This window comes from Kosakonia sp. R1.Fl (assembly GCF_023516815.1).
Classification (GTDB): Bacteria; Pseudomonadota; Gammaproteobacteria; order Enterobacterales; family Enterobacteriaceae; genus Kosakonia.
Genome location: NZ_JAMGSQ010000001.1, coordinates 2,627,052 through 2,649,495 on the forward strand (window position 1 = coordinate 2,627,052; position 22,444 = coordinate 2,649,495).

The 22,444-nt window shown below is 53.4% G+C and carries 13 protein-coding genes, 1 tRNA gene and 3 rRNA genes; 9 read left to right on the plus strand and 8 right to left on the minus strand.

Annotated features, from left to right (window positions below; genetic code table 11):
• Nucleotides 1–30: 30 nt before the first annotated feature.
• The 6 genes from clpB to M8Q36_RS12405 all read left to right on the plus strand — a co-directional run bounded on the left by clpB (nucleotide 31) and on the right by M8Q36_RS12405 (nucleotide 9,774).
• On the plus strand, nucleotides 31–2,604 hold the full coding sequence (clpB, locus tag M8Q36_RS12380; RefSeq protein WP_249881092.1) for an ATP-dependent chaperone ClpB: 2,574 nt from the start codon (nucleotides 31–33) through the stop codon (nucleotides 2,602–2,604).
• 433 nt (nucleotides 2,605–3,037) lie between these two features.
• Nucleotides 3,038–4,577, plus strand: a 16S ribosomal RNA gene (locus tag M8Q36_RS12385).
• An 83-nt stretch (nucleotides 4,578–4,660) separates the two neighbouring features.
• Nucleotides 4,661–4,736: transfer RNA gene (locus tag M8Q36_RS12390), tRNA-Glu, on the plus strand.
• A 192-nt stretch (nucleotides 4,737–4,928) separates the two neighbouring features.
• A 23S ribosomal RNA gene (locus M8Q36_RS12395) occupies nucleotides 4,929–7,834 on the plus strand.
• Between the two features lie 95 nt (nucleotides 7,835–7,929).
• Nucleotides 7,930–8,045: ribosomal RNA gene (gene rrf, locus M8Q36_RS12400) — 5S ribosomal RNA — on the plus strand.
• The 16S, 23S and 5S rRNA genes sit together here with 1 tRNA gene alongside, the layout of an rRNA operon.
• A 430-nt stretch (nucleotides 8,046–8,475) precedes the next feature.
• A complete protein-coding gene (locus M8Q36_RS12405; RefSeq protein ID WP_249881093.1) occupies nucleotides 8,476–9,774 on the plus strand; it encodes an MFS transporter in 1,299 nt (432 codons plus the stop codon).
• 3 nt (nucleotides 9,775–9,777) lie between these two features.
• On the opposite strand, the gene M8Q36_RS12410 is transcribed toward M8Q36_RS12405, so the two are convergent.
• The 5 genes from M8Q36_RS12410 to trxC form a co-directional block, all read right to left on the minus strand.
• Entirely contained in the window at nucleotides 9,778–10,098 is a 321-nt protein-coding gene (locus M8Q36_RS12410) for a YfiM family lipoprotein (protein WP_097407588.1), read from the minus strand.
• Between the two features lie 45 nt (nucleotides 10,099–10,143).
• Entirely contained in the window at nucleotides 10,144–11,499 is a 1,356-nt protein-coding gene (pssA, locus tag M8Q36_RS12415; protein WP_249882769.1) for a CDP-diacylglycerol--serine O-phosphatidyltransferase, read from the minus strand.
• Between the two features lie 119 nt (nucleotides 11,500–11,618).
• On the minus strand, nucleotides 11,619–14,273 hold the full coding sequence (locus M8Q36_RS12420) for a bifunctional acetate--CoA ligase family protein/GNAT family N-acetyltransferase (RefSeq protein ID WP_249881094.1): 2,655 nt from the start codon (nucleotides 14,271–14,273) through the stop codon (nucleotides 11,619–11,621).
• 32 nt (nucleotides 14,274–14,305) lie between these two features.
• The gene (locus M8Q36_RS12425; protein WP_249881095.1) at nucleotides 14,306–15,004 is read right to left on the minus strand and encodes a tRNA-uridine aminocarboxypropyltransferase; all 699 of its coding nucleotides are present in this window, start codon (nucleotides 15,002–15,004) and stop codon (nucleotides 14,306–14,308) included.
• 69 nt (nucleotides 15,005–15,073) lie between these two features.
• Nucleotides 15,074–15,493, minus strand: coding sequence for a thioredoxin TrxC (trxC, locus tag M8Q36_RS12430; RefSeq protein ID WP_020454759.1), 420 nt, complete (start codon nucleotides 15,491–15,493; stop codon nucleotides 15,074–15,076).
• Nucleotides 15,494–15,697: 204 nt separating this feature from the next.
• Here trxC and M8Q36_RS12435 point away from each other — a divergent pair, with 204 nt between their 5' ends.
• Entirely contained in the window at nucleotides 15,698–16,816 is a 1,119-nt protein-coding gene (locus M8Q36_RS12435) for a tRNA/rRNA methyltransferase (protein WP_249881096.1), read from the plus strand.
• Between the two features lie 208 nt (nucleotides 16,817–17,024).
• Here the strand turns inward: M8Q36_RS12435 and ung are convergent, their stop codons facing one another.
• Nucleotides 17,025–17,714 carry a uracil-DNA glycosylase gene (gene ung, locus M8Q36_RS12440; protein WP_249881097.1) on the minus strand — a complete coding sequence of 230 codons (690 nt, stop codon included), beginning with the start codon at nucleotides 17,712–17,714 and terminating at the stop codon, nucleotides 17,025–17,027.
• 314 nt (nucleotides 17,715–18,028) lie between these two features.
• On the opposite strand from ung, the gene grcA reads away from it, so the two are divergent.
• Nucleotides 18,029–18,412, plus strand: coding sequence for an autonomous glycyl radical cofactor GrcA (grcA, locus tag M8Q36_RS12445; RefSeq protein WP_020454756.1), 384 nt, complete (start codon nucleotides 18,029–18,031; stop codon nucleotides 18,410–18,412).
• A gap of 42 nt (nucleotides 18,413–18,454) precedes the next feature.
• On the opposite strand, the gene srmB is transcribed toward grcA, so the two are convergent.
• Nucleotides 18,455–19,789 (minus strand): ATP-dependent RNA helicase SrmB, encoded by a 1,335-nt coding sequence (gene srmB / locus M8Q36_RS12450; RefSeq protein WP_097407585.1) that lies wholly within the window; start codon nucleotides 19,787–19,789, stop codon nucleotides 18,455–18,457.
• Between the two features lie 129 nt (nucleotides 19,790–19,918).
• Between srmB and trmN the strand changes: the two genes are divergently transcribed.
• Nucleotides 19,919–20,656, plus strand: a complete 738-nt coding sequence (gene trmN, locus M8Q36_RS12455; RefSeq protein ID WP_249881098.1) for a tRNA(1)(Val) (adenine(37)-N(6))-methyltransferase TrmN — start codon at nucleotides 19,919–19,921, stop codon at nucleotides 20,654–20,656.
• Here trmN and nadB read toward each other — a convergent pair.
• Complete coding sequence (gene nadB, locus M8Q36_RS12460) at nucleotides 20,641–22,260, minus strand: L-aspartate oxidase (RefSeq protein ID WP_249881099.1); 1,620 nt, start codon at nucleotides 22,258–22,260, stop codon at nucleotides 20,641–20,643. The genes trmN and nadB overlap by 16 nt on opposite strands.
• Nucleotides 22,261–22,444: the final 184 nt, after the last annotated feature.

Below are 22,444 nucleotides of genomic sequence, written 5' to 3' on the forward strand. Positions count from 1 at the left end.
TAGCAATTTTGACCTGTTATGGGAGGAGTTATGCGTCTGGATCGTCTTACCAATAAATTCCAGCTTGCTCTCGCCGATGCCCAGTCGCTCGCACTCGGGCACGACAATCAATTTATCGAACCTCTTCATTTAATGAGCGCCTTACTCAATCAGGAAGGCGGTTCGATTCATCCTTTATTAACCTCTGCAGGCGTGAACGCCGGTCAGTTACGCACAGCGATTGAACAAGCGCTAAGCCGCTTGCCGCAGGTGGAAGGCACCGGTGGCGACGTACAGCCTTCTCAGGACCTGGTGCGTGTACTGAATCTTTGCGACAAGCTGGCGCAAAAGCGAGGTGACAACTTTATCTCGTCGGAACTTTTCGTTCTGGCGGCGCTTGAATCACGCGGTACGCTGACGGACTTGCTTAAATCTGCTGGCGCGACAACCGCCAATGTGACCCAGGCGATTGAACAAATGCGTGGGGGAGAGAACGTGAACGACCAGGGGGCCGAAGACCAACGTCAGGCCTTGAAAAAATTTACCGTTGATCTGACTGAGCGCGCCGAACAAGGCAAGCTCGATCCGGTGATCGGTCGTGACGAAGAGATTCGTCGTACAATCCAGGTACTGCAACGGCGGACCAAAAATAACCCGGTGCTGATTGGTGAACCGGGCGTTGGTAAAACCGCGATTGTTGAAGGGCTGGCGCAGCGTATTGTCAACGGCGAAGTGCCGGAAGGGCTGAAAGGCCGCCGTGTACTGGCGCTGGATATGGGCGCGCTGGTTGCCGGCGCAAAATATCGCGGTGAGTTTGAAGAGCGTTTAAAAGGTGTGCTGAACGATCTGTCGAAACAGGAAGGCAACGTCATTCTGTTTATCGACGAACTGCATACGATGGTCGGTGCCGGTAAAGCCGACGGTGCAATGGATGCGGGCAACATGCTTAAACCGGCGTTAGCGCGAGGTGAATTGCACTGTGTGGGCGCTACCACGCTGGATGAGTATCGCCAGTATATAGAAAAAGATGCGGCGCTGGAGCGTCGTTTCCAGAAAGTGCTGGTGGCCGAGCCGACAGTGGAAGATACCATTGCGATTCTGCGTGGGCTGAAAGAGCGGTACGAACTGCATCACCATGTGCAAATTACCGACCCGGCAATTGTTGCAGCAGCAACACTGTCGCATCGCTACATCGCCGATCGTCAGTTGCCGGATAAAGCTATCGACTTAATTGATGAAGCTGCGTCCAGCATTCGTATGCAGATTGACTCGAAACCGGAAGAACTCGACCGGCTCGATCGCCGTATTATTCAGCTCAAACTGGAGCAGAGGGCGCTGATGAAAGAGTCCGATGAGGCCAGTCTCAAGCGGCTCGAAATGCTCAATGAAGAGCTGGAAGATAAAGAACGCCAGTACTCATCATTAGAAGAAGAGTGGAAAGCGGAAAAAGCCTCTCTTTCCGGAACCCAAACCATTAAGTCGGAACTGGAACAGGCCAAAATCGCCATGGAGCAAGCGCGCCGTAATGGTGATTTGGGACGCATGTCGGAACTTCAGTACGGGAAAATCCCGGAACTTGAAAAACAGCTGGCTGCCGCAACTCAGGCCGAAGGCAAAACCATGCGTCTGCTACGTAACCGCGTGACCGATGCGGAAATTGCAGAGGTGTTGGCGCGCTGGACAGGCATCCCGGTAGCGAGAATGATGGAAGGCGAGCGCGAAAAATTACTGCGCATGGAGCATGACCTCCATCATCGGGTAATTGGCCAGGATGAAGCTGTCGAAGCCGTTTCTAACGCTATTCGCCGTAGCCGTGCTGGATTATCGGACCCGAATCGCCCGATCGGTTCGTTCCTCTTCCTCGGTCCTACCGGGGTGGGTAAAACTGAACTGTGTAAGTCTCTTGCGAACTTTATGTTCGATAGCGACGATGCAATGGTGCGTATCGACATGTCGGAATTTATGGAGAAACATTCCGTTTCGCGTCTGGTCGGTGCGCCTCCGGGATATGTTGGTTATGAAGAGGGCGGTTATCTGACGGAAGCGGTTCGCCGTCGCCCTTATTCCGTTATTCTGCTGGATGAAGTAGAGAAAGCGCATCCGGATGTGTTCAACATTTTGCTGCAGGTGCTGGACGATGGTCGTCTGACCGACGGACAAGGCAGAACGGTAGATTTCCGCAATACGGTCGTCATTATGACTTCCAACCTGGGTTCTGATTTGATCCAGGAGCGTTTTGGCGATCTGGATTACGGCCACATGAAAGAGCTGGTGTTAGGTGTGGTTAGCCAGAATTTCCGTCCGGAATTCATCAACCGTATTGATGAAGTGGTGGTGTTCCATCCGTTGGGTGAAAAACACATTGCTTCTATTGCGCAGATCCAACTGCAGCGTCTGTATAATCGTCTGGAAGAGCGTGGCTATACGGTTACCATTTCCGACGACGCGCTGAAACTGCTCAGCGCAAACGGGTACGATCCGGTGTATGGTGCGCGTCCATTGAAACGCGCTATTCAACAGCAGATTGAAAACCCGCTAGCGCAGCAGATTCTTTCTGGCGAGCTGATTCCGGGCAAACCGGTGCAGCTCGTGGTGAAAGATGAGCGAATTGTGGCAGTGCAGTAAGTCACAAAAGAAGAAAACGAGCCCTTTCGGGCTCGTTTTTGTATGAAAACCAAGCAAAAATTTAACTTATCAGAGTGTTTCGCCTGAAAAATGAGCGAACGGTTACTTTTTTCAAATTAAGGGTTGTCAGCGGGAATTAACTCCCTATAATGCGCCTCCACTGACACGGCACAACGGCAAACACACCGGCCTGTCAGGTGAAGAATTCTGAAAATAAACAGTTGACTTCACGGCGGGAAAACGTAATATACGCAACCCGCGCCGCAGCAAAAAAGCGAAGCGGCACTGCTCTTTAACAATTTATCAGACAATCTGTGTGGGCACTCAGGGTGACTGGATTCTTGACATCGCAAGACGAAAAAATGAATACCAAGTCTCAACGAGTGAACACGTAATTCATTACGAAGTTTAATTCATTGAGCATCAAACTTTTAAATTGAAGAGTTTGATCATGGCTCAGATTGAACGCTGGCGGCAGGCCTAACACATGCAAGTCGAACGGTAACACAGAGAGCTTGCTCTCGGGTGACGAGTGGCGGACGGGTGAGTAATGTCTGGGAAACTGCCTGATGGAGGGGGATAACTACTGGAAACGGTAGCTAATACCGCATAACGTCGCAAGACCAAAGAGGGGGACCTTCGGGCCTCTTGCCATCAGATGTGCCCAGATGGGATTAGCTAGTAGGTGGGGTAACGGCTCACCTAGGCGACGATCCCTAGCTGGTCTGAGAGGATGACCAGCCACACTGGAACTGAGACACGGTCCAGACTCCTACGGGAGGCAGCAGTGGGGAATATTGCACAATGGGCGCAAGCCTGATGCAGCCATGCCGCGTGTATGAAGAAGGCCTTCGGGTTGTAAAGTACTTTCAGCGGGGAGGAAGGCAATACGGTTAATAACCGTGTTGATTGACGTTACCCGCAGAAGAAGCACCGGCTAACTCCGTGCCAGCAGCCGCGGTAATACGGAGGGTGCAAGCGTTAATCGGAATTACTGGGCGTAAAGCGCACGCAGGCGGTCTGTCAAGTCGGATGTGAAATCCCCGGGCTCAACCTGGGAACTGCATCCGAAACTGGCAGGCTTGAGTCTCGTAGAGGGAGGTAGAATTCCAGGTGTAGCGGTGAAATGCGTAGAGATCTGGAGGAATACCGGTGGCGAAGGCGGCCTCCTGGACGAAGACTGACGCTCAGGTGCGAAAGCGTGGGGAGCAAACAGGATTAGATACCCTGGTAGTCCACGCCGTAAACGATGTCTATTTGGAGGTTGTGCCCTTGAGGCGTGGCTTCCGGAGCTAACGCGTTAAATAGACCGCCTGGGGAGTACGGCCGCAAGGTTAAAACTCAAATGAATTGACGGGGGCCCGCACAAGCGGTGGAGCATGTGGTTTAATTCGATGCAACGCGAAGAACCTTACCTGGTCTTGACATCCACAGAACTTAGCAGAGATGCTTTGGTGCCTTCGGGAACTGTGAGACAGGTGCTGCATGGCTGTCGTCAGCTCGTGTTGTGAAATGTTGGGTTAAGTCCCGCAACGAGCGCAACCCTTATCCTTTGTTGCCAGCGGTTAGGCCGGGAACTCAAAGGAGACTGCCAGTGATAAACTGGAGGAAGGTGGGGATGACGTCAAGTCATCATGGCCCTTACGACCAGGGCTACACACGTGCTACAATGGCGCATACAAAGAGAAGCGACCTCGCGAGAGTAAGCGGACCTCATAAAGTGCGTCGTAGTCCGGATTGGAGTCTGCAACTCGACTCCATGAAGTCGGAATCGCTAGTAATCGTGGATCAGAATGCCACGGTGAATACGTTCCCGGGCCTTGTACACACCGCCCGTCACACCATGGGAGTGGGTTGCAAAAGAAGTAGGTAGCTTAACCTTCGGGAGGGCGCTTACCACTTTGTGATTCATGACTGGGGTGAAGTCGTAACAAGGTAACCGTAGGGGAACCTGCGGTTGGATCACCTCCTTACCTTAAAGAACCTGCCTCTGCAGTGTCCACACAGATTGTCTGATGAAAAGTAAAAGCAAGGCGTCTTGCGAGCGAGACTTTACGTCCCCTTCGTCTAGAGGCCCAGGACACCGCCCTTTCACGGCGGTAACAGGGGTTCGAATCCCCTAGGGGACGCCACTTGCGCGGTAATGTGTGAAAGGCGTTGCCAACCGTATCTCAAAACTGACTTGCGAGTCATGTTTGAGATATTTGCTCTTTAAAAATCTGGATCAAGCTGAAAATTGAAACACTGAACAGTGCGAACTGTTCTGTGAGTCTCTCAAATTTTCGCGACACGCGGATGTTTCACGAAACATCTTCGGGTTGTGAGGTTAAGCGACTAAGCGTACACGGTGGATGCCCTGGCAGTCAGAGGCGATGAAGGACGTGCTAATCTGCGAAAAGCGCCGGTAAGGTGATATGAACCGTTATAGCCGGCGATGTCCGAATGGGGAAACCCAGTGTGACTCGTCACACTATCATTAACTGAATCCATAGGTTAATGAGGCGAACCGGGGGAACTGAAACATCTAAGTACCCCGAGGAAAAGAAATCAACCGAGATTCCCCCAGTAGCGGCGAGCGAACGGGGAGCAGCCCAGAGCCTGAATCAGCTTGTGTGTTAGTGGAAGCGTCTGGAAAGTCGCGCGATACAGGGTGACAGCCCCGTACACAAAAGCACACAGGCTGTGAGCTCGATGAGTAGGGCGGGACACGTGGTATCCTGTCTGAATATGGGGGGACCATCCTCCAAGGCTAAATACTCCTGACTGACCGATAGTGAACCAGTACCGTGAGGGAAAGGCGAAAAGAACCCCGGCGAGGGGAGTGAAAAAGAACCTGAAACCGTGTACGTACAAGCAGTGGGAGCCTCTTAATGGGGTGACTGCGTACCTTTTGTATAATGGGTCAGCGACTTATATTCTGTAGCAAGGTTAACCGCATAGGGGAGCCGAAGGGAAACCGAGTCTTAACTGGGCGTTAAGTTGCAGGGTATAGACCCGAAACCCGGTGATCTAGCCATGGGCAGGTTGAAGGTTGGGTAACACTAACTGGAGGACCGAACCGACTAATGTTGAAAAATTAGCGGATGACCTGTGGCTGGGGGTGAAAGGCCAATCAAACCGGGAGATAGCTGGTTCTCCCCGAAAGCTATTTAGGTAGCGCCTCGTGAATTCATCTCCGGGGGTAGAGCACTGTTTCGGCTAGGGGGCCATCCCGGCTTACCAACCCGATGCAAACTACGAATACCGGAGAATGTTATCACGGGAGACACACGGCGGGTGCTAACGTCCGTCGTGAAGAGGGAAACAACCCAGACCGCCAGCTAAGGTCCCAAAGTCATGGTTAAGTGGGAAACGATGTGGGAAGGCCCAGACAGCCAGGATGTTGGCTTAGAAGCAGCCATCATTTAAAGAAAGCGTAATAGCTCACTGGTCGAGTCGGCCTGCGCGGAAGATGTAACGGGGCTAAACCATGCACCGAAGCTGCGGCAGCGACACTATGTGTTGTTGGGTAGGGGAGCGTTCTGTAAGCCTGCGAAGGTGTGCTGTGAGGCATGCTGGAGGTATCAGAAGTGCGAATGCTGACATAAGTAACGATAAAGCGGGTGAAAAGCCCGCTCGCCGGAAGACCAAGGGTTCCTGTCCAACGTTAATCGGGGCAGGGTGAGTCGACCCCTAAGGCGAGGCCGAAAGGCGTAGTCGATGGGAAACAGGTTAATATTCCTGTACTTGGTGTTACTGCGAAGGGGGGACGGAGAAGGCTATGTTAGCCGGGCGACGGTTGTCCCGGTTTAAGCGTGAAGGTGTGTGCTCCAGGCAAATCCGGAGCACTTTAACACTGAGGCGTGATGACGAGGCACTACGGTGCTGAAGTAACAAATGCCCTGCTTCCAGGAAAAGCCTCTAAGCTCCAGGTAACACGAAATCGTACCCCAAACCGACACAGGTGGTCAGGTAGAGAATACCAAGGCGCTTGAGAGAACTCGGGTGAAGGAACTAGGCAAAATGGTGCCGTAACTTCGGGAGAAGGCACGCTGATATGTAGGTGAAGCGACTTGCTCGTGGAGCTGAAATCAGTCGAAGATACCAGCTGGCTGCAACTGTTTATTAAAAACACAGCACTGTGCAAACACGAAAGTGGACGTATACGGTGTGACGCCTGCCCGGTGCCGGAAGGTTAATTGATGGGGTCATCCGTAAGGAGAAGCTCTTGATCGAAGCCCCGGTAAACGGCGGCCGTAACTATAACGGTCCTAAGGTAGCGAAATTCCTTGTCGGGTAAGTTCCGACCTGCACGAATGGCGTAATGATGGCCAGGCTGTCTCCACCCGAGACTCAGTGAAATTGAACTCGCTGTGAAGATGCAGTGTACCCGCGGCAAGACGGAAAGACCCCGTGAACCTTTACTATAGCTTGACACTGAACACTGGTCCTTGATGTGTAGGATAGGTGGGAGGCTTTGAAGCGTGGACGCCAGTCTGCGTGGAGCCGTCCTTGAAATACCACCCTTTAATGGCTGGTGTTCTAACGTGGACCCGTAATCCGGGTTGCGGACAGTGTCTGGTGGGTAGTTTGACTGGGGCGGTCTCCTCCTAAAGCGTAACGGAGGAGCACGAAGGTCAGCTAATCCTGGTCGGACATCAGGAGGTTAGTGCAATGGCATAAGCTGGCTTGACTGCGAGCGTGACGGCGCGAGCAGGTGCGAAAGCAGGTCATAGTGATCCGGTGGTTCTGAATGGAAGGGCCATCGCTCAACGGATAAAAGGTACTCCGGGGATAACAGGCTGATACCGCCCAAGAGTTCATATCGACGGCGGTGTTTGGCACCTCGATGTCGGCTCATCACATCCTGGGGCTGAAGTAGGTCCCAAGGGTATGGCTGTTCGCCATTTAAAGTGGTACGCGAGCTGGGTTTAGAACGTCGTGAGACAGTTCGGTCCCTATCTGCCGTGGGCGCTGGAGAATTGAGGGGGGCTGCTCCTAGTACGAGAGGACCGGAGTGGACGCATCACTGGTGTTCGGGTTGTCATGCCAATGGCACTGCCCGGTAGCTAAATGCGGAAGAGATAAGTGCTGAAAGCATCTAAGCACGAAACTTGCCCCGAGATGAGTTCTCCCTGAGACTTTAGGTCTCCTGAAGGAACGTTGAAGACGACGACGTTGATAGGCCGGGTGTGTAAGCGCAGCGATGCGTTGAGCTAACCGGTACTAATGAACCGTGAGGCTTAACCTTACAACGCCGAAGATGTTTTGGCGTGAGAGAAAGACATCAAATCAGCTTGATACAGATTACGTCAGGGCGTGAGAACGGTCTGACAACAGAATTTGCCTGGCGGCAGTAGCGCGGTGGTCCCACCTGACCCCATGCCGAACTCAGAAGTGAAACGCCGTAGCGCCGATGGTAGTGTGGGGTCTCCCCATGCGAGAGTAGGGAACTGCCAGGCATCAAACAAGTGAAGAGGCCATCCTGACGGATGGCCTTTTTGCGTTTTTACGCTGTGAAACAGCACAGGCGCTCCCCCTTCGGATGCGGCAAAACATGTCTGTGATGGCGGTTTTAACCTTTCATCTGCCCGACAGAAAGCCTCATGTGGAACAGACAGTAAGTACCGGAAAACTACCCCGCCTGCCTGAGCCAGCGCACAACAGGAATGACTGCCTGCCCGGAACAAAGCCTCATGCGAAAGCTCGGGGCTTTTTTTTGTACAAGTTCACATATGCCCCTATTCTGAATTACTTACCTTGCTAAGTTGAAATGTGATGTAAATCACTCCTGTGATATAACAAATGTGTAACATTTTGATTTTGCGCTGAGTGGATATGGATATTCACGAGGTTCATATCTCCCAAATCTCTAGCAGGAGTATCAGTAGAATGGCAGAAAGCAGTGTGACGACACGAGACTCGCTCACCAGCAGCGATACCCGACGCAGGGTATGGGCGATCATTGGCGCTTCATCAGGTAACCTGGTGGAGTGGTTTGACTTCTATGTCTACTCCTTTTGCTCCCTCTATTTCGCGCACATCTTTTTCCCCGCCGGCAACACAACGACTCAGCTATTACAAACGGCGGGGGTTTTTGCCGCAGGCTTCCTGATGCGACCGATCGGCGGCTGGTTATTTGGCCGTATCGCTGACAGGCGCGGACGTAAGGCATCAATGCTTATCTCGGTGTGTATGATGTGCCTGGGATCGCTGGTCATCGCCTGCTTACCCGGTTATGAGTCCATTGGCACCTGGGCGCCAGCATTATTACTGCTGGCGCGCCTGTTCCAGGGGCTATCAGTGGGCGGTGAATATGGCACAAGCGCGACTTATATGAGCGAAGTTGCAGTGGAAGGGCGTAAAGGCTTTTACGCATCATTTCAGTATGTCACGTTGATCGGCGGGCAATTGCTGGCTCTGTTGGTGGTGGTTGTATTGCAGCAGATTCTGAGCGACGAAGATTTACGTGCCTGGGGTTGGCGTATTCCGTTCGCGCTCGGTGCTGCTCTGGCTATCGTTGCGCTGTGGCTACGCCGACAACTTGACGAAACCTCGCGGCAAGAGGTGCGGGCCCTGAAAGAGGCGGGATCACTAAAAGGGCTGTGGCGTAACCGCAAGGCTTTCATTATGGTGCTTGGCTTTACGGCTGGCGGCTCACTGGCGTTCTACACCTTTACCACCTATATGCAAAAATATCTGGTTAATACCGCCGGAATGCATGCCAACGTTGCCAGCGTCATTATGACAGTTGCGTTATTTGTCTTTATGCTGATTCAACCCGTTATTGGTGCGCTGTCAGATAAGATAGGCCGTCGTAATTCAATGTTGCTGTTCGGCGGTCTTGCCACGCTTTGTACTGTCCCGATTCTCAGCGCACTGCACAGCGTCACTTCGCCTTATGCCGCGTTCGCGCTGGTCATGCTGGCATTAGTGATTGTCAGTTTCTACACCTCAATCAGTGGGATCCTGAAAGCCGAGATGTTCCCGGCGCAGGTTCGTGCGCTAGGTGTCGGGTTATCTTATGCCGTGGCGAATGCGCTGTTTGGTGGTTCGGCAGAGTATGTTGCGCTGTCGCTGAAATCAGCCGGTTTTGAGAGCAGCTTTTTCTGGTACGTTACGGTGATGGGCGCATTGGCATTTCTGGTTTCCCTGATGCTGCATCGTAAAGGGAAAGGCATCCGGCTTTAGTGTCTATCTTGCCAGTTGCCACACGGCAAAACCGGTTGTGGCACCGGCAACATCCCATGCGAAATCTTTCCAGCTCCAGCCGCTCCCTGCCGGGCGGCTATCCCATAACTCTTTCGATGCGCCAAGGCTGACAGAAAACATCAGGCCGTATACCGCACTTCGGTCACGGCTGATGCCCTGATGTTGTGCGTATTCATTCCCGGCTGCGGAAAGCATGGCCGAACCAAGAAAATGTTGTGCTTTATCCTGCCCGCTCCAGCTATCGTTCGCCATATGGCTACAGCCTGTCAGCAGCAGTGTTGTTGCCAGCAAGGTGTATTTCATTGGAAGACCTGAAAAAAAGCCCCATCGCAGAGACGGGGCTTAAGGTTAAAGAATGCGGCTAATCAGTTTATCAATGCGGATACGGCGCAGGCGGCGTATCAGCTTACGCACTTTCACCGGGTAATCCGCAATGCTCTGCAAATCGCGGTAATGATTTACCACGGTGGTGTGCGTGCGAATAAGCTCCAGCTCTTTATCACGCTGTGCGGCCAGCTCATGTTTTGGATCGTGGATAAGCACCGCGTTTTCCAGATCCAGACGCCAGGCGCGCGGGTTCAGGTTGTTCCCGGTGAGCAGGATCCACTCATCATCAACCCACATCCCTTTCAGGTGGTAGCTGTTATCGTCATCTTTCCACAGGCGAACGACGAGTTGATCGGTATTCACATAATATTGCAGGCGGCTTAAGAAACGACGCAGGTTGATCTCATACAGATAAGGTAACGCGCCAATAATTTTAAACGGCTCATCTTCAGGAATAAAAAAGTCATTCGCTGTCTTATCGCCAACGATAATTTCGACTTTTTTCCCCTCGCGCAGCAATTGAATAATATTGCGAACCAGTACCGCAGGCAGGTTGAAATAGGGCGTACAAATCGTCAGCTTGTGCTCTGCACACGGCATCAGATGGAAAATCGTCTTATTCAGCAGGCTGGATTTACCCAGACCAACCAGCGGAGTCACTGCCAGTTGTTCGTTATCCGCATCGCCCTGGAAATGGTACGACGCATCGCGCAATTCCTGGCGGAACAGGCGGATATCATTTTTGATTTCCGGGCTTTTAGGACGCTGCGGATCGTCAAGGCGGTTCACACCTCGGCCCTGGATCAGATTCTGCTCAACCCAGCCTTGCATGACGTCCGCCATGTGCGGATTGCGGATCAACTGATAACGGTCATAGCGGTATTTATCGTGCTGATGCAGGTAAACATCATTAAGGCTCGCGCCGCTATACAGCACGCAGTCATCAATAATAAAGCCTTTGAAGTGGAGCACGCCAAGCGCTTCGCGGGTATTAACCGGCACGCCGTAAACGGGAACGACAACGCCAGGGTTTTCCTGCGCCAGACGGCAGTACCAGTCCGCATTGGTATTTGAGGCTGCTGCGCCAATACGGCCGCGCTGAGCGCGATGCCAGTCAACGAGGACGCGAACATCCAGCTCCGGGCGCTGGCGTTTTGCTTCATACAGCGCGTTCAGAATTCCTTTCCCGCCATCATCCTGCTCAAGATACAGGGCAATGATATAGATCCGGCGCGTTGCGGTGGCTATCTTCGCAAGCAGCGTCTCCCTGAAATCAGCAGGAGCATAGAAGAACTCTATATCATCAGCTGACTGAGAAATCTTGGGTAATTGGGCAAGGTGTTGTTGATGTTTATTACGCTTAAATTTTGACAACATCACAGTGCGTTTCTTCTCTGTTTATTGAAGGGTCTTCTGTTGCATGCAGACGACATAAGCGGGCAATAATAACACCGAGCCTGCTAAAGTGGTCAACATTTCCAGTACCTTACTCGGGATTACTCTGTCGGTGTCAGATGGAGCGACAAACCGACTATGCCATCTTCCAGTTGGATATCGACATCGAACCCCAGTTTACGCGCCAGTGTCACCATGCCGCGATTGTTGGGCATAGTAATACCATTCAAGCGCTTAAGTCCGTGATCCCGGGTATAACTGATGAGCTTTTCAAGTAAACGTCGTCCGAGCCCGAGCCCTTTCAAATCGGATCGCACCAGCACGGCAAATTCAGCGTCAATATTATCCGGATCGGAAATAGCGCGGGTTACGCCCAAAATCTCTTCGCCCTGATCGGTGCTGCGTACGGCCACGAAGGCCATTTCCCGATCGTAGTCGATCTGCGTCATATTCGCTAAATCATCGTGGGTAAATTCGTTGATCTCGCTAAAGTAGCGATAATAGAGATCTTCTTTTGTCACCCTGGCAATAAATGCCTGCAACTGAGGTTCGTCCTCGGGAAGAATCGGGCGGAACAAGCACTGTTCGCCATTTCTCATCTCAACATGTTCTTCCAGATGCTGCGGATAGGGGCGAATCGCAAGACGCGTCTCACCGTTCCCGGCGCTGGGCGCAATAGACATTGTGACATCCAGCGCCGTGAATTCGCTGCCGGAAGCCAGCAAAGGGTGAATATCGAGGCGTTCGATTTCCGGGCAATCGACAATCAAATTCGAGACCTGAACTAAAAACTGGCTCAGGCCAGCGATATCCAGCGTGCGTAATGCGCTGCGCCCGCGGATCTTTTTACTTTTGATCGCCTGAATGACCAGGTAGCGCGCCAGATTCATGTTCAGTGGCGGAAGCGCCACTGCGGCTTGATCCTCTGCCCGCCACTCAACGCCGCCTTCACCTAACATGATCAACGGGCCGAAAACCGGATCGTGTTCTACCACAACACGCAGTTCCTGTGCGCCAGCACGGTTCGCCATGCTCTGCACTTGCAAACCGTGGATGCGCGCCTGCGGCCAGTTCATTTTGACGCGATCGATAATCGCATCAGCAGCCTGCTGCACCTCTTTCGCGGTACGCAGATAAAGCATTACCCCCTGGACTTCCGACTTATGCGGGATATCCGGAGAGCGCAATTTCAGCGCGACCGGGTAGCCAATCTGTTCGGCAATATGCACGGCTTCCGCACTGTCGCTGGCAATCCAGGTCGGCAGCGTTTGCAGCCCCCAGGCGCGCAAAATTGGCTGCACTTCATGGGTATCCAGCGTTGATGCGCCATCGGCCAGTGCCTGCTGCAGAAGGTTGTGTGCTGCGGCGGTATCTGCTGTCAGACTCACTGAGATCGCCGGCGTTTCACGTAGCTGTTTCTGGTTTCGCCGATATTCCACCATATGCATAAAGGCCGTGATGGTGCCTTCAGGCGTTCGGTAAGTTGGCAACCCGGCTTCGCTGAACAGACGCCGCGCTTCCTGCGAGGAAAACTCACCGCACCAGTTGGTCAATACGGTGACGTATTTCCCGCGTGGGTGTTTTTTCAGCGCGTCAATTAACGCCACCGCGCTTTCGCTGCCGGGCGCTGCGGCGCTGGGCGCGTGGATCACCATCAGCGCATCGTAATCCTGGCTGTCGAGCAGAATATTCAACGCGGCGATGTAACGCTCACTGCTGGCGTCATCGCGCAAGTCCAGCGGGTTAGCGGGTTCCACATACTCCGGCAGCACGGCGCGAAGCTGCGTGATCGTCTCTTCACTCAGCGTGGCCAGCTTACCGTTGCGTGACCACAGTTCATCCAGTGCCAGTGCGGCGGGGGCTGCGCCATTACTGATGATCATCAACCGTTCGCCGCGCAACGGACGCATATGGCTGAGCGTTTCGACGGCGGAAAAAAGCTCATGGGTATCCTGTACCCGCAATAAACCGGCACGCTGAATTGCCGCATCCCAGGCCGGATCGAGCCCCGCATGGGAATGCAGCAGACGCTGCGCTTCCGGGCTGCGACCGCTTTTTATGACCAGAATCGGTTTATTACGTGATGCGCTACGTGCGGCGGAAACAAAGCGACGGGCGTCACTTAGCTGTTCCAGATAGAGCAGGATAGCGCTGGTTTTACTGTCTCGCGCCAGGAAATCGAGCAGTTCATCAACATCAATATCGAGGCTATCGCCGAGTGCGATGAAATAAGAAAACCCCATTTCCCGCTGCTGCGCCCAGTCGAGGATGGTATTGGAGACGGCGGCAGACTGGGAAATAAACGCCAGTTTGCCGCGTGTAATCGGCACCGGCGAAAAACTGGCGTTAAGGCCTTGCCAGGGGGCGAGCAGGCCCAGGCTGTTCGGGCCAAGCAACCGCATCTGATAGCGGCCAGCGCAGGCCAGCAAATCGGCATGCTGCTCGGGCGGAGCGGAAAGGATAATGCAGGTTTTACACCCCTTTTGGCCGAGCGCCTCAAGCAGCGTCAAATTACGTTTAGCGTGGGTACACAACACCGCAAGATCGGGCGTGAAAGGCAGGCTGGCGACGTCCGGCCATGCCAGCACGCCCTGTACCGCTTTATAGGCGGGCGTCACCGGTAAGACAGGACCGGCGAAACCGCCTGCCAGCAAATTGCGCATCATTAAAAAACCCGCGCGATCCGGCTTCATAGATGCACCCACCACCGCAATCGATCGGGGACGTAATAACGCTTCCAGCCCTCGTTGGCTCATACCGGCCTCCGCAAAAGAGTGACCCGATGATATTAAACGTTTTCTGCGGCGTTTGCTGTGATGGCGGGCGAATGATGCGGTTTCCCCGCCAGGTAACGCTCGCGGAACAGGGTGAAGTGATCGCTGAGCGCTTGCGCGGCGGTGTTATCGCCAGCCAGATCCAACAGGGCAATGGCCACTTCCGCCGTGCAGTATTGATCGTCTGCATGTGCTTCCCTTAAACGATAGGCAGACACGCGTGACAGATCGACGGAGATAACCGGTAATGCATCCAGGTAGGGGCTTTTGCGAAACATTTTACGCGCTTCGGTCCAGGTGCCATCCAGCATAATAAACAGGGGTGGTTTGCCGGCGGCGGGAGCGCTCAACACCTGACGCTCGCTGCCTGCGTAAGAGGCCGGGAAGACGACCATCGGTTGGTACGCTTCGCTGGTGCATAAATCGATTAGCGCTTGCGGCGGCTCGGTACGCGACCATTGAAAAGCCTGCGTATCGGGCAGGATATCGGCAATCAGACGCCCGGTGTTACTGGGTTTCATTGGCTCGGTGTCGAACATGACCAGGCAAAAACGGCTGTTAGCGCAAGCCGGTTTTAAGGTATCACACAGACAGTTTTTCAGCGGCAGCAAGCAGCGCTGGCAGCGGCGAATACGGTTGCCACGCGCCAGAAACGGGCGCGTCGAGCGGGCAAGGCGCTCAGCACGGAGTTGGAGAACAGCGTTATGGGTCATGAAGGTCGCGCAAGAAAAACGCCATTGTCGCAGAGCTGAAAACGGGGCACAAGATGCGCCCCGAAAGGATTACAGTGATTCGTTAAGCCAGCTATCGAACGGCGCTTTCGGCATCGCGCCACTTAGCATGTCCACCACTTCGCCATTTTTGAACAGCATAATGGTCGGAATACTGCGAATGCGGAAACGCGCACTCAGCTCGCGCTCGGCTTCGGTGTTAACTTTTACAAAGCGCACTTTACCGCTGCGCTCTTCCGCGACATCTTCGAAAATCGGTGCGAAGTTGCGGCACGGGCCGCACCACGGCGCCCAGAAATCGACAACCACAGGCAGGTCATCTTTCAGCAGCTTATCCAGGGTTTCGCCAGTCGCATTGATCACATCTCCATCGAACAGCTCATGTCCACAGCGCCCACATTTCGCGCCGTCGTTCATTCTTTCTTCAGGAATGCGGTTCAGCGCCTGACAGCTTGCACATACGGTATTCATAACTAACCTCAGGGAAGCGATGGTACAAAGCGGCGTTTCGCCGGTATGTTTCTTCAATGTTACATATTATTGATAAGAAGGTTTTAAACGACAACGCGTTTTATTCAATGAGTACAATAGCCGATAACTTTTGAACGAATTAATGGCTAAGCGCCAGCACATCAGGTAATCTGCGCGCTTCGCGCAGCGCTGGTGGAGAAAAGCATGAACGATGAATTAAAGAATAAAAGCGGCAAGGTCAAAGTGATGTATGTCCGCAGTGATGATGATTCCGATAAACGTGGCTATAACCCGCGCACCGGGAAAGGGCCAGCGCGTAGCGGAACGTCTTCGCGCGGTGGCGATGACCGTCGCACCTCCCGCGATGATAAAGGTCGTGCTGGTCGTGACGACAGAAGTTGTTCTGCCCGCGATGACCGGGGCCGCCCTGCTCGTGATGACAGAAACCGCCCGCAGCGAGACAATTTCAGTAGCCAGAGTGATTCGCCGTGGCGTACCGTTTCCCGCGCGCCGGGCGACGAAACGCCGGAAAAACCGGATCACGGTGGTATTAGCGGTAAAAGTTTTATCGATCCGGAAGTGCTGCGCCGTCAGCGCGCGGAAGAGACGCGCGTCTATGGCGAAAATGCCTGCCAGGCACTGTTCAGCAGCCGTCCTGAGTCGATTGTTCGCGCCTGGTTTGTGCAGAGCGTGACCCCGCGTTTTAAAGAAGCCCTGCGCTGGATGGCCGCGAACCGTAAAGCGTATCACGTGGTTGATGAAGACGAACTGGCGAAAGCCTCCGGTACAGAACATCACGGCGGCGTGTGCTTCCTGATCAAAAAGCGTAATGGTCTGAGTGTCCAGAAATGGGTGGCGAATGCCGCAGAAGAAGATTGCGTGCTGGCGCTGGAAGATGTGGGCAACCCGCACAACCTCGGCGCAATTATGCGTAGCTGCGCGCATTTCGGTGTGAAAGGCGTGGTATTGCAGGATGCGGCAGTGGTTGAATCTGGCGCGGCTGTGCGTACTGCGGAAGGCGGCGCGGAACACGTTCAGCCGATTACCGGCGATAGCTTTGTCGATGCGCTCGAAGAGTTCCGTCAGGCGGGTTACGCGCTGGTGACGACTTCCAGCCATAACGGGACGCCGCTGTTTAAAGCTGAGTTGCCGAAAAAAATGGTGCTGGTGCTGGGTCAGGAGCGTGATGGTTTGTCTGATGTGACGCTGTCTCGTGCAGATTTAAGCGTCTCAATTGAAGGCACCGGCAACGTTGAAAGCCTCAACGTGTCTGTCGCAACCGGCGTGTTGCTGGCAGAGTGGTGGCGTCAAAATAAAGCCTGATAGCGCAACGCCTGGTGCATTAAAAAATGCCATCGTAATGCTGGCATTTTTTTATTCTACTCACTGATAACCACATCCTGCGGGCGTGGTTATCAACATGCTTTGGCTCTGTTTTATTGCCTTTCGATTTCAATCTCACGAGCCAGGGAGAGGCTTTAGTACGTCCTTCCAGAGCGTAATCAATGCCGTCTCTTATAAGGGCGGATTTTTACTCACTTTCTGCCGGGAGTGTTGGCATCCAGTCGATTGGCGCTTCGCCCTGTTTTTCCAGCCATTGATTCGCCAGGACGAAATGGTTACAGCCGAAAAATCCACGGTGCGCGGAGAGCGGCGACGGATGCGGTGCTTTCAGAACATGATGGCGTTTTGTGTCGATAATCGCCCCTTTCTTCTGCGCGTGCGAACCCCAAAGCAGAAATACCACGCCTTCGCGATGCTCATTAATCAGGCTAATCACTTTATCGGTGAAGGTTTCCCAGCCGAGGCTTGCGTGCGAATGCGCCTGACCGGCGCGTACGGTGAGTACGGTATTAAGTAGCAGCACGCCCTGACGCGCCCAGCTTTCGAGATAACCATGTTGCGGGCGCACAAAACCCGGGATGCTGGCTTCCAGCTCTTTATACATATTTAGCAGAGAAGGGGGAGGCGCAATGCCCGGAAGAACAGAAAATGCCAAACCGTGGGCTTGTCCCGGGCCGTGGTAGGGATCCTGGCCGAGGATAACAACTTTGACATCGCCAAGCTCAGTGAAGCGAAAGGCGTTAAATACATCTTTCTGCGGTGGATAGATGGTTACCCCGGACTGGCGCTCAGCCGCCACTGTGCTAAGGGTGTTAATAAAATACGGCTGCTGTTTTTCTTCTGCCAGCACATCATGCCATGTTAATGAAGTGGTCATCCCGCTCTCCTGCGATGTTCGTTCCCCGTAGCTTAACTGCATATTTCCCCCGAACAAAATTCACTGTCGCCCGTGATAGAAAACCCTAAAAATATTTTTAAAATTTACAAAAATTTTAAGTCGTCGTGATTGGCGTAACTTGATATAAAACAAGTATATTCCCCAATACCCATTTTTACCGTATGGTTTTTGTTGATTTAAATCAAAGAATGCCTCGTGTCGGACTGGTATATAAACAATCAGACAACAATGGTTTTACCAATTGGCCGGAAAGACTCCGGCGAATCAAATAATGTGCCTAAGGGAGGCTATTCATGATTACTGGTATCCAGATTACTAAAGCTGCCAATGACAACCTGCTCAATTCGTTCTGGTTGCTCGATAACGACAAAGGTGAAGCACGTTGCGTGTGTGCCAAAGCGGGTTATGCAGAAGATGAAGTGGTTGCGGTTAGCAAACTCGGTGATATCGAATACCGTGAAATTCCGATGGAAGTGAAACCGGAAGTGCGCGTTGAAGGTGGTCAGCACCTGAACGTTAACGTGTTGCGTCGTGAAACACTGCTTGATGCCGTTGAACACCCGGAAAAATACCCACAGCTGACGATTCGTGTATCCGGTTATGCTGTGCGTTTTAACTCTCTGACTCCAGAACAGCAGCGCGACGTTATTGCTCGTACCTTTACTGAAAGCCTGTAATTTCAGGCACACATAAAAACGCCGGGATATCCCGGCGTTTTTTTACTCTTCTGTATTTTGCGGCGCGGTACTTGCAGCGCTCGGCTTACGTCGTTTACCAATGTTTTTGGTGTCACGATGGCGTTGCTTCACGCGCGGCTTCTCTTTTTCTTTCTCTTTTTTCTTCTCTGCGCGCTTCGCCAGCACTTTCTTCGACGGTTTGCCTGTCAGCTTTTCACTGGGCGCGCGCGTTTTTGCTCGCAATTCGTCTATCACGCGCGGCTTCAGCGGTTCTTCAACATAGCGGCCAATTTTACCCAGCAGCAGATGATCGTGCGCTTCAACCAGAGAAATCGCGGTGCCTTTACGGCCTGCGCGACCCGTACGACCGATGCGGTGCAGGTAGGTATCGCCGCTGCGCGGCAGATCGAAGTTAAAGACGTGGCTGACATCATCGATATCAATGCCGCGAGCGGCGACATCGGTGGCGACCAGCACATTCACACGACCTTCTGTCAGGCGTTTGATCGCTTCGTTACGCTTCGCCTGCACCATCTCACCTTCGAGATAGCAGTTGTTAATGCCCGCTTCACGCAGCCAGTTCGCCAGCTCATGCACACGTTCGCGTTTGCGCACAAACACGATAGAGCGGCTGACTTCAGGTTGCTTGAGCAGATGCACCAGCAGCGCGGTTTTATGGGCGACGTCATCGGCACGGTAGTACCACTGGTGAATTTTTTTGCGCTCACGCGTTGATGGCGTGGCGGAAACTTCGACAGGATCTTCCAGCAGGCGCTCAGCAAAATTTTTAATGGCCTCGCCTTCCAGCGTCGCGGAGAACAGCATGGTCTGCTTGCGCCAGCGGGTTTCACCGGCAATATGCTCGATATCTTGCGCGAAGCCCATGTCCAGCATGCGGTCTGCTTCGTCAAGGATCAGGGTCTCTACCGCGCGGCAGTCGAAGTTCTCTTCTTTAATATATTGCAGCAGGCGGCCAGTGGTCGCGACCACGATATCCTGGTTTTCGCTGAACACTTCCGCGTGGTTCATATACGCTACACCGCCGGTAATGGTGGCGATATCCAGATGCGTGTTTGCGGCAAGTTCACGCGCGTGATCGGCAACCTGCATCGCCAGTTCGCGGGTCGGCGTCAGGATCAGGATACGCGGCGGGCCGGATTTTTTACGCGGGAAGTCCAGAAGGTGCTGCAACGCAGGCAGCAGATATGCCGCCGTTTTACCGGTGCCGGTAGGGGCGGAACCGAGGACATCACGCCCTTCAAGCGCAGGCGGAATGGCGGCGGCCTGGATGGCGGTCGGGCGTGTAAAGCCTTTACTCTGGAGCGCGTCCAGCAGGCTGTCGTCAAGTTCGAGTTCGGAAAAAGTCGTTACAGTCATGATCTACCTCTGTGTGGGGCGCCGATTATAGACGTTACGGCTGCAATCTTCATCTGTTGTCTGCTTATTGCTTTTCCGGCGCTTTGCTTTCCCCTATGCTACACCGGTTTCCGAATCGAGGTTGTAAAGATGTCCCAGTCAAAGGCTCAATTGCGCCGTGACGGCTTCACGTTTAAAGAATTCTTTGTTGCTCACGATCGCTGTGCCATGAAAGTGGGCACCGATGGAGTGATGTTAGGCGCATGGGCGCCGGTTTCCAAAGCGCGGCATGTGCTGGACATTGGTACCGGCAGTGGGCTGCTGGCGCTGATGCTGGCGCAACGTACATCGCCAGAAGTAACAATTAATGCCGTCGAGCTGGATGAGCAAGCAGCGGGGCAGGCGCAGGAAAATGTCCAGGCCTCGCCGTGGGCGGAGCGCGTTACCGTGCATCAGGCGGATATCTGCCAGTGGAGCACGGAAAATACCGCGCGCTACGATCTGATTGTCAGCAATCCACCCTATTTTGACGAAGGGGTGCAATGCGCCACGCCGGAGCGCGATAAAGCGCGCTATACCACAACGCTTGATCATGAATCCTTGCTGGAAATTGGCGCAACGCTGATTACGGAAGAGGGATTTTTCTGCGTCGTTCTGCCGATTGAAATCAGCGAAGCCTTTGTCAGCAAAGCGCAAACGCTGGGCTGGCATCTGCGTTTGCGTACGGATGTGACTGAAGCAGAAAGCCGCTTGCCGCATCGGGTCCTGCTGGCTTTCTCACCGCGAGATGGCGAAATGTTTGCCGATCGTCTGGTGATCCGTGGGCCAGATCAGCGTTACTCAGAGAGCTACACTGCGCTGACCCAGGCGTTTTATCTGTTTATGTAGTTTTGTGGCGAGAGCACTGTCGGGCCGGATTCCGGCAGTAAATCGGGGTAATCCAGCGTGAAATGCAACCCGCGGCTCTCTTTGCGCGCCATCGCACAGCGGACAATTAACTCCGCGACTTGCACCAGGTTGCGCAATTCCAGCAGGTTATTCGAAACACGGAAGTTCGTGTAGTATTCATCGATTTCCTGCTGTAGCAGTGTTATACGGCGCAGTGCGCGCTCAAGGCGTTTAGTGGTACGCACAATGCCGACGTAATCCCACATAAACAGCCGTAATTCGTGCCAGTTGTGTTGCAGAATCACCCGTTCATCGGCATCGTCCACGCGGCTTTCATCCCATGCTGGCAGCATCGTGACCGCCTGGGCATGCGGTATCCGGTGGGCGATATCTTCCGCCGCCGACCAGCCATAGACCAGGCACTCCAGCAGCGAATTCGACGCCATGCGGTTCGCGCCGTGCAAACCGCTATAACTCACTTCTCCAATTGCATATAGCCCGTCGACATCGGTACGCCCGCGATCGTCAATCATGACGCCGCCGCAGGTGTAATGTGCCGCAGGTACAATCGGCACGGGCTCTTTGGTTAAATCGATGCCAAGCCCGAGCAACTTTTCATAAATCATCGGGAAATGGTGACGGATAAATTCAGCAGGTTTATGACTGATATCGAGATACATGCAATCGACGCCGAGACGTTTCATTTCATGATCGATCGCTCGGGCGACCACATCGCGTGGCGCTAATTCACCTCGCACATCAAAATCTGGCATGAAACGCGTGCCGTCCGGGCGTTTCAAATGGGCGCCTTCACCGCGTAGTGCTTCCGTGAGCAGGAAATTGCGTGCTTGCGGGTGGAACAGGGCGGTAGGGTGAAATTGATTAAACTCCAGGTTCGCCACCCGACAGCCCGCACGCCAGGCCATGGCGATACCGTCCCCGGAGGCGATATCCGGATTGGTGGTGTATTGATAAACCTTCGAGGCGCCACCGGTTGCCAGCACTACGGCTTTTGCCTGACAGGTTTCCACCTGTTCTTTATTACGGTTCCACACCCACGCGCCCACGACGCGGCGCGTTCCGGCCAGGCCAATTTTGTCGGAGATAATCAAATCCACTGCATTGCAGCGCTCAAGCACGCGAATGTTCGGATGATTAATCGCCTGGGTGACCAGCGTGTTTTCGACCTCTTTGCCGGTCGCGTCGGCGCTATGCAGAATGCGGCGGTGACTGTGTCCGCCTTCACGCGTGAGGTGGTAACTGGCTTCGCCGTTAGCAGCGACTTCGGTATCAAACAGCACGCCTTGATCAATAAGCCACTGGACACACTGGCGCGCGTTGCTGGCGACAAACTCGGCAGCGTGACGCTCCACAATCCCGGCACCGGCAATCAGCGTGTCTTCCACATGCGATTCGATACTGTCAGTTTCATCAAATACCGCAGCGATACCGCCCTGAGCATAAAATGTCGAACCTTCGCTAATAGGACCTTTGCTTAAAACAATGACCTTATGTTTGTCTGCAAGCCGCAAAGCCACCGAAAGACCGGCCGCGCCGCTGCCGATGACCAGTACATCACAGGAGAGTTCAGGAGTCGTTTTCATGGTTTGTTTAATTTACTAAACAGTGTTTGCGCAGCATAGCACCGTAAACGGAAGATGATCACTGTTTTTTGCGATTTTTGTACTAAATGCTAAACATGATGATCGGGGCGGGAATATCTATCCAGGAAAAAGATATTAAGAAGCAGTTTGTTAGCTAAGGTGTATTAGAGGTGAAAAAAAAGCG

Excerpts from the sequence above, each read along its gene's own strand:
- clpB (WP_249881092.1), top strand. The coding sequence starts at position 31 with ATGCGTCTGGATCGTCTTACCAATAAATTCCAGCTTGCTCTCGCCGAT.
- M8Q36_RS12405 (WP_249881093.1), top strand. The coding sequence starts at position 8,476 with ATGGCAGAAAGCAGTGTGACGACACGAGACTCGCTCACCAGCAGCGAT.
- M8Q36_RS12410 (WP_097407588.1), bottom strand. The coding sequence starts at position 10,098 with ATGAAATACACCTTGCTGGCAACAACACTGCTGCTGACAGGCTGTAGC.
- pssA (WP_249882769.1), bottom strand. The coding sequence starts at position 11,499 with ATGTTGTCAAAATTTAAGCGTAATAAACATCAACAACACCTTGCCCAA.
- M8Q36_RS12420 (WP_249881094.1), bottom strand. The coding sequence starts at position 14,273 with ATGAGCCAACGAGGGCTGGAAGCGTTATTACGTCCCCGATCGATTGCG.
- M8Q36_RS12425 (WP_249881095.1), bottom strand. The coding sequence starts at position 15,004 with ATGACCCATAACGCTGTTCTCCAACTCCGTGCTGAGCGCCTTGCCCGC.
- trxC (WP_020454759.1), bottom strand. The coding sequence starts at position 15,493 with ATGAATACCGTATGTGCAAGCTGTCAGGCGCTGAACCGCATTCCTGAA.
- M8Q36_RS12435 (WP_249881096.1), top strand. The coding sequence starts at position 15,698 with ATGAACGATGAATTAAAGAATAAAAGCGGCAAGGTCAAAGTGATGTAT.
- ung (WP_249881097.1), bottom strand. The coding sequence starts at position 17,714 with ATGACCACTTCATTAACATGGCATGATGTGCTGGCAGAAGAAAAACAG.
- grcA (WP_020454756.1), top strand. The coding sequence starts at position 18,029 with ATGATTACTGGTATCCAGATTACTAAAGCTGCCAATGACAACCTGCTC.
- srmB (WP_097407585.1), bottom strand. The coding sequence starts at position 19,789 with ATGACTGTAACGACTTTTTCCGAACTCGAACTTGACGACAGCCTGCTG.
- trmN (WP_249881098.1), top strand. The coding sequence starts at position 19,919 with ATGTCCCAGTCAAAGGCTCAATTGCGCCGTGACGGCTTCACGTTTAAA.
- nadB (WP_249881099.1), bottom strand. The coding sequence starts at position 22,260 with ATGAAAACGACTCCTGAACTCTCCTGTGATGTACTGGTCATCGGCAGC.